Genomic DNA, 12,264 nt, shown 5'->3' with positions numbered 1-12,264 from the left:
TCGGCGTGATCACCGGCCCCGGTCACGGGCCCGGTGTCGTTCCGGAGGCGGCGTGGCGGGTGTTTCGTGACAGACGCCTCGGCCGCGCGACTTCGGCACTCTGATGTCCCCATTCGTCACCGGAGCCCGGATCACTCGGCGGCCACCCCTCGGCGGCCGAGACCGGCGGCGTTGGCGGGCGGACCCGGACGATACGCGTCGTCTTCTTCCTCCGGCTCGTCCGCCCCGCCGACGAAGCGGCCGAACAGGCGCACGAACAGCCGCGACAGGTCGTCGACGAGCAGGAAGATCGCCGGCACGAAGACGAGCGATAGGCCCGTCGAGACGATGAGCCCTCCGATCACCGCCACCGCCATCGGCGCGCGGAACTCGCCGCCGATCCCGAGCGCGAGGGCCGACGGCACCATGCCGGCGGCCATGGCGATGGTGGTCATCACGATGGGACGCGCCCGCTTGCGCCCGGCATCGACGATGGCGGTGACGCGATCCACGCCGCGGGCCATCTCCTCGATGGCGAAATCGACCAGCATGATCGCGTTCTTCGTCACCACGCCCATCAGCATCAGGATGCCGATCACCACCGGCATCGAGATCGGCATGTGGAAGACGAGGAGCCCCAGGATCGCCCCGCCGATGGAGAGCGGCAGCGAGAACAGGATCGTGAGCGGCTGGAGGAAGTTGCCGAACAGCAGCACGAGGACGCCGAACACCATCATCAGCCCGGCGCCCATGGCCAGCGCGAAGCCCTCGAACACCTCGCCCATCACCTCGGCGTCGCCGGTCTGGCGGATGGTGACGCCCTCGGGCAGGTTCGTGGCGGCGGGCAGGGCCATCACCTGCTCGATGATCGAGCCGAGCGCGTCCGAGCCCTGGAGATCGCCCTCGACGGCGACGCGCACGGTGCGGTCGTAGCGGTCGATGGCCGTGGGGCCGCGCCCCAACGTCAGGTCGGCCACGGTGGCGAGCGGGACCGCCGCGCCGGCCTTCACCGGCACCTTCAGGCTGGCGATCTCGGGCAATTGCCCGCGCAGCCGCTCGGGCAGCATCACCCGGATCGGGACCTGCCGGTCCTTGGCGTTGAACTTGGCGAGGTTGGCGGCGATGTCGCCGATGGTGCCGACCCGAACCGTCTCGGCGATGACGTCGGTCGAGACGCCGAGATCGGCGGCGACCCCCGCTTTCGGGGTGATGCGGATCTCGGTGCGGTCCAGCGGCGCGGTCGAGATCACGTTGACGAGGTGGGGCACGCCCGCGGCCTCGCGCTGGAGACGGGCGGCCACATCCGCGACCACCGCCTTGTCGGGGCCCGAGACGATCAGCGCGAATTCCCGCTGCCCGCCCTCCTGCAGCGACCAGAAGCGGATGTCGGGGACCTGCCGCAGGACGCTCGAGATCTTGAGATCGACCTGCTTCTGGGTCAGGGCGCGGTCGCTCTTCGGGGTGAGGTTCACGGTGAGGCTCGCCAGCCGCACCTCCTTCTTGCCGGGCAACTGGCGCCCGCCATCGACGAAGACGGAGCGGATTTCGGGCATCCGGCGGAGGGTCTCGACGAGGCCGTCGGAGAGGCGCTGGGTATCGTCGAGCCGGGCGCCGGGGGGCAGTTCGACCACGAACATCGTGCGTGCCGCGTCCTCCGCCGGAATGAAGCCCGCGGGCAGCAGCCGGGTCGAGGCGATCGATCCGGCAAAGCAGGCGAGGCCGAGGATCAGCGTCAGGTATTTGTGCCGCACCGACCACGCCACGAGGCGGGTATAGGCGCGCATCACCAGACCCTCGCGCTCGTGGTCCGGGCCGTGATCGCGCAGGAAGTAGGCGGCGAGCAGCGGCGTGATGAGGCGCGCGACGAGCAGCGACACGAACACGGCCGCCGCGATGGTGAGCCCGAACTGCTTGAAGTACTGGCCGGCGATGCCGGGCATGAAGGAGACGGGGGCGAAGATCGCGATGATGGTCGCGGTGATGGCGATGACCGCGAGCCCGATCTCGTCGGCGGCTTCGAGCGCCGCGCGGTAGGCGGATTTGCCCATCCGCATGTGGCGGACGATGTTCTCGATCTCGACGATGGCGTCATCGACGAGGATGCCGGTCACCAGCGTGATCGCGAGCAGGCTGACCGCGTTGAGCGAGAAGCCGAGCGCGCTCATCACCCAGAAGGTCGGCAGCACCGAGAGCGGCAGCGCCACCGCCGCGATCAGGGTGGCGCGCCAATCCCGCAGGAACAGGAACACCACGATCACGGCGAGGGCGGCGCCCTCCAGCAGGCCCATCATCGCCGAGTGGTAGTTGCCGATGGTGTTGACGACGCTGGTGTCGATCAGGTCGAAGCGCACGCCCGGATTCTCGGCGTGCAGATCCTCGATGCGCTTGGCCACGGCGACCGCGACCTCGGCGTCGCTCGCCCCCATCGCCCGGGAGATGGCAAAGCCCACCACCGGCTCGCCGTTGAAGCGGGCGAAGGTGCGCGGCTCCTCGGCCGCGTCCATCAGGCTCGCCAACTCGTCGAGGCGGACCTTGCGCCCGCCCGGCACGACGATGGAGGTGGCCCCCAGCGTCTCCAGGCTCGCCGAGGCGCCGAGCGTGCGGATCGACTGCTCGCCGCCCGCGAGTTCGCCGCGCCCGCCGGCCATGTCGGCGGAGGTGAGGCGCAATTGCCGGTTCACGTCGGCCGCGGTGATGCCGAGCGCGAGCAGGCGGTCGGGCTTCAGGGTCACGCGGATCTCGCGGGCGACGCCGCCGAGGCGCTCGACGCCGCCCACCCCCTTCACCCCCTGGAGCTGGCGGGCCACCACGTCGTCGACGAACCACGACAGGTCTTCGGGCGTCATCGCCGGGGCGGAGGCGCCGTAGATCATGATCGGCAGGCCGGCGATCTCGACGCGGCTGATGATCGGCTCGTCGATGGTGCGCGGCAGGTTGATACGGATCTTCGAGATCGCGTCCTTCACGTCGTTGACGGCGCGGTCCTGGTTCACCTCCAGGCGGAACTCGATCGTGGTGATCGAGGCGCCCTCCGAGATGGTCGAGAGGATGTGCTTGACCCCCTTCACCCCGGCCACCGAATCCTCGACCCATTTCGTGACCTGGGTCTGCAACTCGGAGGGTGCGGCGCCGCTTTGCGTGACCGTCACCGAGACGATCGGGATGTCGATGTTGGGAAACCGGGTGATCGGCAGGGCGCGGAAGCTGACGAGGCCGAGCACCATCAGCACGAGGAACAGGACGAGGGAGGGGATCGGCTTGCGGATCGCCCAGGCCGAGACGTTGAGGCGCATGCGATGATCCTCAGCGGGCCGCGGCCGCTCGGGCCGTCGGCGGGACGGGCCGCACCCGGTCGCCGTCGCGCAGGAACGAGCCGGCGCGGGCGACCACCGCCTCCCCGGCGGCGATGCCGGAGCGCAGTTCCGTGAAGCCTTCGGCCGAGAGGCCGGTCTCGACCCGGCGGGCGGAGACGCGGCCGTCGGCAACCGCGAGGACGCTCGCCGAGCCGTCGGCGGCGTAGAGTACGGCGGCGAGCGGCACCGCCACGCCCTCGCGCCGGGCGACCTCGACCCGGCCGCGGGCGAAGGCGCCGATATGCAGCGCCGGGTCGGCGTCCAGGCGGATGCGGACCCGGCCGAGGCGCGTCGCCCGATCGACCTCGGGATAGACCCGGCGCACGGCGCCGGGCGTCACGCGCCCGTCCTCCCATTCGAGCCGCGCCGGGGCGTCGGCCTTGAGCCGCGGCAGAGCGGATTCCGGCACCTCGCCCTCCAACTCGATCTCGCCGCGGGCGATCAGGCGGAACAGCGGCTCGCCGACCGCGCTCGCGGTGGCGCCGACCCGGGCCGTGCGGCGGCTGACGATCCCGGCCTCCGGCGCGCGGATCTCGGTGCGGGCCCGGCGCAGGCCGATCTCGCGCCCCTGCGCCCGCGCGGCGGCCAGATCCGCCTCGGCCAGCGCCAGCCCGGCCCGGGCCGCCTCGAGCCGGCCGTCGGCACCCTGCGCCGCCGAGACCCGCTGCTCCAGGGTGACGGCGGTGGCGTTGCCGGTCCGCACCAGCGCCTGCGCCCGTTCCAGGGCTTGGCGCGCCTCGGTCTGGGCCGCCTGCACCTGGACGATCTGGCTCTTCGCCTGGAGGATCGCCGCCTCCGCCTTCGCCGTGGCCGCGAGGTTGGCGGCCTCCTGCGTCTCGATCATCTCCAGTGAGAGCCGCGCCAGCACCGCGCCGCGCTCGACCCGGTCGCCCTCCTCGACGAGCAGCGCGACGATGCGCAGGCCCTCGACCTCGGGGGCGACGAGGATCTCGTCGCGGGGGACCAGCGTCCCGGTCACGACCGCCCGCTCGACGATCTCCCGGCGCTCGGCCGGGACCACGCTCACCGCGGGCAGGAGCGTAGCGGGATCGGGCACCCCCGCCGCGGGCGGCGCCTCGGCGGCGCGGGCCGGCGGGGTCGCGACGAGGAAGGCGGCGAGGCACGCCGCAGCGGGACGGAAGGGCAAACGGGCCGGCATCGCGAATCGCCTCATGGGGCGCGCCGATGCGCCGCAGCCTGCTTTCCGCGGCGCAACCGGCGATTTCGTGGCGAATGGGGTAGCAAACCCCTCCCCGGTCGGAGCCTGTGCGCGTTGCCGCAGGCGGATGAGATCGGCGGCCCCTCCCCGAGGTCCGTCGTTCCCGAGACGCGGCGGACGCCTCGTCGCTTCGCTCAAGGTTTCGTCGGGTCGTTCGTGTGCAACCGGGACGGCTGCGCCGGGTTACCCCGTCAAGAGATTCACGACGACGGACGGTTCACGATGAGCATCTTCCAGATCCGGCAGAAGACGAGCGGCGCGATCCTCTGGACCGGCAGTGCCGAGGACGAGCGCACCGCCCTCGACGCCATGGCCCGCGAGGCCGGCTATGCCGATTCCTCCGCCCTCCCCGACAGCGTGCGGGCGGCGGGCTTCGAAGCGGCGAGACTCGACCTGATCTCCTGAAATCCGTCCGGCATCCCCGACATCATCTGCGACCAGGGGCGTCCGCCATGCGGGCGCCCCTTTCGATTGGGACATCGCACACGCGCAAACCGTCTCAGAGCGCCTCACAAAACTCCCGATCGCGGCGCAGCGGGCGTTTCGTGAGAGACAATCAGGCGCAGCAGCCACCCTGCGTGGACATGTTCGCCTTCGCCGCCCCCGGTCCGGATCGATCCGGAACTCGCTCCGCCGGCGGCTCAAGACGGCGGGCCTGGAGGCGGTCGCGGCCATGGGCCTTGGCCTCGTAGAGCGCCGTGTCGGCGAGCGCCATCAGGGTGTCGAGCCCGGCCGGGCCACCGCTGAACAGAGCGGCGCCGAGGCTGACCGTGGCGCCGGTGGGCAGGCCCCGGCCGCTCTCGCGGGCCATGCGGTCGCGGATCGCCGCGCCGAGCGCGGATGCCGCCGCCTCGTCGAGGCCGGGCACCAGGATCACGAACTCGTCCCCGCCGAGCCGTGCCAGGATCGCGTGGCGCGGCAGGCAGGCTTCCAGCACGCCGGTGAGCGCCACGAGGATGCGGTCGCCGACGGCGTGGCCGAAGCTGTCGTTGACCGTCTTGAACCGGTCCACGTCGAGCAGCAGCAGGGCGCCGGACTGGCGCCCGGCGGCCATGTCCCGCAACGCCTCCGCGGCGCGGCTCTCGAAGGCGCGGCGGTTGAAGGCGCCGGTGAGGGGATCGCGCTCGGCGAGCGCCGTCATCGCCTCCTCCCGGCGGCGGCGCACCGCGGCGGCCATCAGCAGCGCGAGCAGCATCTCGACGAGAATGCCCTCGAACAGCGAGACCTGGATCAGCACGCCCTTGAAGCCGACGAGGCTGACGAAGGCGCCGGGCACGGGCACGAGCAGCGCCTTGGCGGCGTAGAAGGTGCCGTGGGCGAGGAAGACGGCGCCGAGCGCGTCGGAGGCGGCAGTGCGCTCCGGGAAGGGCGTGCCGGCCCGCGACAGCAGCAGGTGGGCGGCCCGCAGGGCGGCAAGAGCGACGAGGCCGGAATTGGTCATCGCGAAGGCCGGGGTCGGGTCGATCCCCGCCGGCAGGAGCAGGAGGCCGGCCCAGGCCAGCAGCAGGCCCCACCAGAGCGGTGCGATCCGGCGCCCGGTGAAGCGGGCCGTGCCGAAGAGGAACAGGAGGTGGGCGACGACGAGCAGGCCGTTGGCGAACCAGACCCCGACAAGGAAGGAGGCGGCGCGGACCGGCGAGAGCGAGCAGCCGAGGACGATCGTGGCGAAGCCCGCGCTCCACAGCAGCAGCGCGGGGTTGCGCAGGATCCGCCACTCGACGGCCAGGAAGCCCGCAGCGGCGGCGGCCGCGGCAAGGCTCATGACCAGCATGGTGACCACATCCATGGCTATCTCGAACCCGCGCAACGGTGAGGTGACGCGCTTCGATAGCAACAGCCGTTGAACAAAGCGTTCCCCGGCTTGACGTTTCGGCCCGTCGCCCCAGCCACACCCTTCCGGACGACGCTAGGCTGTTGTTTTCACGCCGTCTTTTACCGAGAGCCGGATGTCCTGTGTGGATGGCTCCCGCATTGCAAGTGACGAATTGAGGTTCTGACGCGTTGGTCGGGTGCAGTCTTGTGTCCGGCCTGTTGATGCAGTCGTTCATGTTGACCGCTGGCCCTGATGGTATCCGCGAGCTGGGTCCCACTCTGCTTTGCGGGCTATGATGCCCTGGACATTCGGCGGGGTGTCCCGGCTCCCGGTCTGACCGGTTCGCCATCAACTCTCATCGTCCTCGCAATCTGGAAAAGTGCTCCGCTTCCTGCGATCAGGCAGCCGTGGCCGCGGGTGCGCGGTAGGTGCCGCCGCGGGTCATGATCGCCCAGGCGACCCGCGCCGTGCGATTAGCCGCTGCCACGGTCACGACACGCACTGGCTTGCGCTGGAGCAGCGTCGGCAGCCGTGGGTCGACCGACGTCGGCGTCGCCTTCGCACGCCGGATCAGAGAGGTCATGCCGACCACGAGCAGGCGTCGCAGATAACGGTCGCCCATGCGCGAGATCCGGCCCAGGCGCTCCTTGCCGCCGCTGCAGTTCTGCAGCGGTGTCAGGCCTAACGAGGCCGCGAACTGCCGACCGGAGCGGAAGCGCTCGGGCTCGCTTACTGAGGCTGCCAGCGCCGTCGCCGAGACGATGCCGATCCCGGGGATCGTCGCTAGGCGCTGCGACAGGTCGTTGTCCCGATGCCAGGCCAGCAACTCCTTCTCCAGCCGGGTGAGCTGGATCTGCACGGCGCCGATCTGATCGGCCAGCCCGGTCACCACGCGCTGGGCCAGGGGCGGCACCTCGGCCGCGTCTCCGGCTGAGAGCCTGGCCGCTAGTTCGAGCGCATGGCGCAGGCCTCGCGCCATCTCGATCCCGAACTCGGCGAGCAGGCCGCGGATCATGTTCACCAACTGCGTGCGTTGCTTGACCAGCAGGTCGCGCGTCCGGTGCAGCGCCAGCGCCGCCTGCTGCTCGGTCGACTTCACCGGCACGAACCGCATGCTGGGGCGCGTCACCGCCTCGCAGATGGCGGCGGCATCGTTCGCATCGGTCTTGCCGCGCTTGACGTATGGCTTCACGTAAGCCGGCGGCATCAGCCGCACGTCGTGGCCGATCCTCATCAGTTCCCGGGCCCAGTGGTGGGACGTGCCGCACGCCTCCATGCCAACCAGGCAGCGCGGCAGCTTGGCGAAGAACGGCACGACCTGCGCCCGCCGAAGCGCCTTGCGAACGACGACCTGCCCAGCTGCGTCGATGGCGTGAACCTGGAAGATGCTCTTGGCCAGATCGATGCCGACGGTGGTGATCTCCATGGGGATGGCTCCTACATCTGCGTCGTTGCTGCTTCGACAACAACCACACCTTGGCACCGAGATGCCGTCAGTTGGAGCGGGAGCCATCCACCCCATCTGCTTTCGGGGCCGGTCAGTTCGCGTGGCTGACCCTCATGCGGTAGGCCCCGTCGGCGCTGCGCTCGAACACCTCACTGATGCCGGCATGGCGCAGGGCCTCGCCGGAGGTGTCGGGCACGAGGTTCTGCTCGGAGACGTAGGCGACGTACTCGCTGTCCGCGTTCTCGGCGAGCAGGTGGTAGAAGGGCTGGTCCTTGCGCGGCCGGACGTCCTCCGGAATCGCGAGCCACCATTCCTCGGTGTTGGCGAATTCCGGGTCCACGTCGAACACGACGCCCCGGAACGGGTAGATCCGATGCCGGACCACCGCCCCGAGGCCGAATTTGGCGGTTCTCATGCTGGTCTGGGTCATGACCGATAGATAGGCCTCGCGGCCCTTCCGTTCCAACGCAAGGCCACCATTCGCGACGATCAGGGCAGATTGTAGACCTTGGCCAGATCCGGATCCTTCTCGGCCACGAGCCGGGCGAGATCGACGATGACCTTGGCCTGCTTCCAGGTGGCGTCGTCCTGCATCTTGCCGTCGATCATCACCGCGCCGGTGCCGTCGGGCATCGCCTCGACGATGCGGGAGGCGAAATTCACCTCGGCCGGGTCGGGGGCGAACACGGTCTTGGCCAGCGCGACCTGGCTCGGATGCAGGGTCCAGGCGCCGGCGCAGCCCATCAGGAAAGCGTTGCGGAACTGCACCTCGCAGGCGGCCGAATCGGAGAAGTCGCCGAACGGGCCGTAGAACGCCTTGATGCCGTTGGCCATGCAGGCATCGACCATCTTGGCGATGGTGTAGTGCCACAGATCCTGCTGGGCGGACGCCCGCTCGGCATCGCCCTTGGGATCGGACAGGACGCGGTAATCCGGGTGACCGCCGCCGACGCGGGTGGTCTTCATGCCGCGGGACGCCGCGAGATCGGCGGGCCCGAGGCTCATGCCGTGCATGCGCGGCGAGGCGGAGGCGATGGCGTCGACGTTGGCCACGCCTTCCGCGGTCTCGAGGATGGCGTGGACGAGGATCGGCTTGGTCACGCCGTGGCGCGCCTCGAGCTGGGCCAGCAACTGGTCGATGTAGTGGATGTCCCAGGGGCCCTCCACCTTCGGCACCATCACCACGTCGAGCTTCGCGCCGACCTCGGCGACGATGGTGAACAGGTCGTCGAGGATCCAGGGCGAGTTCAGGGCATTGATGCGCGTCCACAGGCCGGTGCCGGAGGCTGCGAAATCGGTGGCGCGGGCCATCTCGACGAAGCCCTTGCGCGCCGCCTCCTTCTGGTCGGCGGGGACCGCGTCCTCCAGGTTGCCGAGCACCACATCGACCGTCTTGGCGAGTTCGGGCACGCGGGCGCGGACCTTCTCGTTGTGCGGCGGCACGAAGTGGATCATCCGCTCGAGCTTGATCGGCAGTTCGCGGAACGGCTCGGGCGCACCCGCGGCGAGGGGCTGGAAGAAGCGGCGCGGCAGTTTCATCGGCTCTCGGTCTCCGGCTGCGCGAAGGGCCGTGGCGTCGGCCCTCCGCTTATGCCCTTGGCGTTAGAGCACGGTGCCCCCCGGCGTAAAGCCGACCTTGGTCCTGCCCTCGGCCCTGTGATCGGCCCAAGAGACGCGCGATGAGAGACGCGATGAGACGCGCGATCCCCGATCCGGCGGATCGTGCGCCCGCGCACGGCACGGAACCGCTCCCGCATACGGACCCGCATCACCCATTGGCGATCCGCCCGTGGAATATCCGAAAGCGAAGATTGCGTGGTGAGCCAAATCGTCCGACACTTCCCAAGATTTCAGAAGTCTTCATCAAGGTCTTTCTCGTTTTCGCCGCTTCCGCCGGGATGCCAGGACAGGCGGCAAGGGTGCGCGCGGGACGAGCGAAACGGCAAAGCTTGCCCGGCGCAGCATTCGGCGCCGGGCAGTCGGGACGGAACGGACCGCCGCGACCCGTGTTTTCCGGCCGAGGCGGGCTGTCGAACATCGTCGGGAGACGTACGTCGATGCCAAAACTGTTCAACGAACCGATCATGCGGACTTTTCCGTCCGGCCCGCGCGGGGGCGGGGCCTTGGCCGGCGTGCTGCTCGCGCTCGCGCTGTCGCAGGGGGCGATGGCCGGACCGGCGAAGAAGCCCGCCGACGCGCGGCCCGACTACACCGCCGCCCAGGCCGCGACCGCGCAGCCCGAGGGCCTGCCGGCCTCGGTGCGGATCGCGGGCGACGACACGCGTGCGTTCCAGTCCCTGATCGACGGGGCACCCCGCGCCGCCGATCCCTGGCTGGTGCTCTCCGGCGGCGGCGAGAACGGCGCGTTTGCCGCCGGCCTGCTGGCGGGCTGGTCGGAGCGCGGCGACCGCCCCGAGTTCGGCGTCGTCACCGGCGTCTCGACCGGCGCGCTGATCGCCCCCTTCGCCTTTGCGGCGCCGACGCTCGGCGAGCGGGCCGACGCGGCGCTTCGCGAGAACTACACCGAGATCTCGGCCGCCGACGTGTTCGAGTTCGGCGGCACGCCGGATTCGCTCACCGACACGTGGCCGCTCAAGGAGCGGATCGGGCGCGCGGTGACGCCGCCCCTGCTCAAGGCGGTGGCGGCCGAGCACGCCAAGGGCCGCCGTCTGCTGATCGCCACGACGCAGGTGGACAGCGAGCGGCCGGTGCTGTGGGACATGGGCGCGATCGCCCAGCGTAACGCCGAGACCGGTGATCCGCGGGCGCTGGCCCTGTTCCGCTCGATCGTGCTCGCCTCGACGGCGGTGCCCGGCGTCTTCCCGCCGGTGGCGATCCCCGCCGAAGTGAAAGACGGCGCCAAAGCCAAGCCCTTCGCGGAGTTGCACGACGACGGCGGGGCGATGGCCCCGTTCTACCTTGCGCCGGCCGCCGCCCTGGAAGGGGAGGCGCGGCTGCGCCTGCCGACGAACCGGGTCTACCTCGTCGTCAACAACCGGCTCGAACCGGAATTCCAGATGGCCTCGCGCACCACGCTCTCGGTGCTCGGCCGCACCATGTCGGCGGCGATCAAGGCGCAGACCCGCGCGGTGCTCGCGCTCACCAAGGGCTATGCCGCGCGCACCGGCCTGGATCTTCGGATCGCCCTCATCGACGGGCGCTTCGCCAAGACCTCGGAGAAGCCGTTCGACCAGCCCTACATGAAGGCGCTGTTCGCCCACGGCGAGGCCCTGGCCCGCGACGGCAGCGCCTTCGCTCAGGCCCATCCGCCCGCAACAGCCAAGGGGCCGGATCTTGGGCCGGATCTTGGGCCGGACCTGAACCGACGCGCGGTGACGGAATCGACCGGCTCCGTCGCAGCCTCGCGCTGAGACGGCGCGGATCGGCGGCGGCTCCTTCGGACGGGACGGTCGCGCCGGCAGACGGCATCGGACAGGGTTCAGAGGCGGCTCCGCGCGGGCCGCCTCTTCATGTTTTCAGGGCACGCCGCCGATCCCTCTTTCTATCCCTCCTCCGCATCGGCCGGGGCGTAGACGGCCTCGCCCAGGCGCTTCAGCGGGCCGCCGGGGCCGGAGCGCTTCCAGAGCCGGGTGTTGAGCGCCGCCACCGGATCCTGCCCCGGCAGGGAAAAACCCTGCTCGCTGATCCGTGCCAGGATCTCGCTCGCATGCATCGGGCGGCCCGCCTCCTCCAGGACGGCGAGCACCGCCTCGATCAACGCCCGGCCGTAGCGGCGGGCGAGCACCGTCTCCGACAGGCCGACCTCCCCCTCGACCGGCACGGCAAAGGCCGGCACCGGAGGTCTCTCGGGCGCAGCGGCGGGCGGCGCGGGCGGGGCCGCGACCGGCGCCTGAGCCGGTTGCAGCGTGGGTTCCTGAACGGGGATGGGGGCGTCCGCTCGTGCGTCCGGCGAGGGCTGAGCGGGAGCGGCCGGACCGCCGAGGCGTCGGCCGAGATCGAGGTAGAGGAGGAGATCGGCGATCTGCCGCTCGATCGCGTCGCGTTGCCGACGCAGCGCCTCCAGCCGCGCCAGAGCCTCGGCTTCCGACAGGACCATGCTGGCATTCCTCACCGTTCATTCCCAACGAGGGGAATTTTTCGGAATGGACGATGCCATGAAATGGAAGGGAAGGCGAGTTCTTTCTATTCCATCCGGCATGTTCCCTGATCGGAATACGGAATGGAAGGCCACGGTGAACCAGCGCGATGGACGCCTGTTTGAGCGCGGCTTACGGGCCGCCACTCCGCGTCCCGAGGCGCCGAGCCAACGCGCGACCTCGAAGCGGGCCGGAACAGCTCTCTATGGGAAGACGCGTCGCGGCGTACTTCGAGACGGCTGTCGCACCACCTCGGCCAGAGAGGCTTTCAGGGTGTCGGAACAGTCGGATCATAGGGCCCCTAAAAGGGAATGAACTGTTCCCTCGCCCCAGGGCTGAAAGCTTCCTTAGTCGGA

10 protein-coding genes are annotated in these 12,264 nt (G+C 70.4%); 2 read left to right on the top strand and 8 right to left on the bottom strand.

What is annotated here, in order from left to right:
• Positions 1–131: 131 nt before the first annotated feature.
• Positions 132–3,272, bottom strand: coding sequence for an efflux RND transporter permease subunit (locus tag OVA30_RS15875; protein ID WP_268176036.1), 3,141 nt, complete (start codon positions 3,270–3,272; stop codon positions 132–134).
• A gap of 10 nt (positions 3,273–3,282) precedes the next feature.
• A complete protein-coding gene (locus OVA30_RS15870; protein ID WP_268176035.1) occupies positions 3,283–4,491 on the bottom strand; it encodes an efflux RND transporter periplasmic adaptor subunit in 1,209 nt (402 codons plus the stop codon).
• Between the two features lie 282 nt (positions 4,492–4,773).
• Between OVA30_RS15870 and OVA30_RS15865 the strand changes: the two genes are divergently transcribed.
• Complete coding sequence (locus OVA30_RS15865) at positions 4,774–4,956, top strand: hypothetical protein (RefSeq protein ID WP_015824096.1); 183 nt, start codon at positions 4,774–4,776, stop codon at positions 4,954–4,956.
• A gap of 151 nt (positions 4,957–5,107) precedes the next feature.
• Here OVA30_RS15865 and OVA30_RS15860 read toward each other — a convergent pair whose 3' ends face one another.
• From OVA30_RS15860 to OVA30_RS15840, 5 genes are all read right to left on the bottom strand, one after another.
• Entirely contained in the window at positions 5,108–6,337 is a 1,230-nt protein-coding gene (locus OVA30_RS15860; protein ID WP_268176034.1) for a GGDEF domain-containing protein, read from the bottom strand.
• A gap of 424 nt (positions 6,338–6,761) precedes the next feature.
• Complete coding sequence (locus tag OVA30_RS15855; RefSeq protein ID WP_015951499.1) at positions 6,762–7,790, bottom strand: IS110 family transposase; 1,029 nt, start codon at positions 7,788–7,790, stop codon at positions 6,762–6,764.
• A gap of 112 nt (positions 7,791–7,902) precedes the next feature.
• The gene (gene hspQ / locus OVA30_RS15850; RefSeq protein ID WP_015857330.1) at positions 7,903–8,241 is read right to left on the bottom strand and encodes a heat shock protein HspQ; all 339 of its coding nucleotides are present in this window, start codon (positions 8,239–8,241) and stop codon (positions 7,903–7,905) included.
• 59 nt (positions 8,242–8,300) lie between these two features.
• Positions 8,301–9,350 (bottom strand): HpcH/HpaI aldolase/citrate lyase family protein, encoded by a 1,050-nt coding sequence (locus tag OVA30_RS15845; RefSeq protein ID WP_003606527.1) that lies wholly within the window; start codon positions 9,348–9,350, stop codon positions 8,301–8,303.
• Between the two features lie 229 nt (positions 9,351–9,579).
• Positions 9,580–9,897: a hypothetical protein gene (locus tag OVA30_RS15840; protein ID WP_268176033.1), complete on the bottom strand. Its 318-nt coding sequence runs from the start codon at positions 9,895–9,897 to the stop codon at positions 9,580–9,582.
• On the opposite strand from OVA30_RS15840, the gene OVA30_RS15835 reads away from it, so the two are divergent.
• The gene (locus tag OVA30_RS15835) at positions 9,869–11,182 is read left to right on the top strand and encodes a patatin-like phospholipase family protein (protein ID WP_268176032.1); all 1,314 of its coding nucleotides are present in this window, start codon (positions 9,869–9,871) and stop codon (positions 11,180–11,182) included. The genes OVA30_RS15840 and OVA30_RS15835 overlap by 29 nt on opposite strands.
• Before the next feature lie 131 nt (positions 11,183–11,313).
• On the opposite strand, the gene OVA30_RS15830 is transcribed toward OVA30_RS15835, so the two are convergent.
• Complete coding sequence (locus OVA30_RS15830; RefSeq protein ID WP_268176031.1) at positions 11,314–11,868, bottom strand: winged helix-turn-helix domain-containing protein; 555 nt, start codon at positions 11,866–11,868, stop codon at positions 11,314–11,316.
• Between the last annotated feature and the right edge of the window lie 396 nt (positions 11,869–12,264).

Origin of the sequence: Methylorubrum sp. SL192 (genome assembly GCF_026672325.1) — a bacterium.
Lineage (GTDB): Bacteria > Pseudomonadota > Alphaproteobacteria > Rhizobiales > Beijerinckiaceae > Methylobacterium > Methylobacterium extorquens.
Note: the sequence above shows the minus strand (reverse complement) of the source record. Positions and strands in the feature narration are given on the sequence as shown.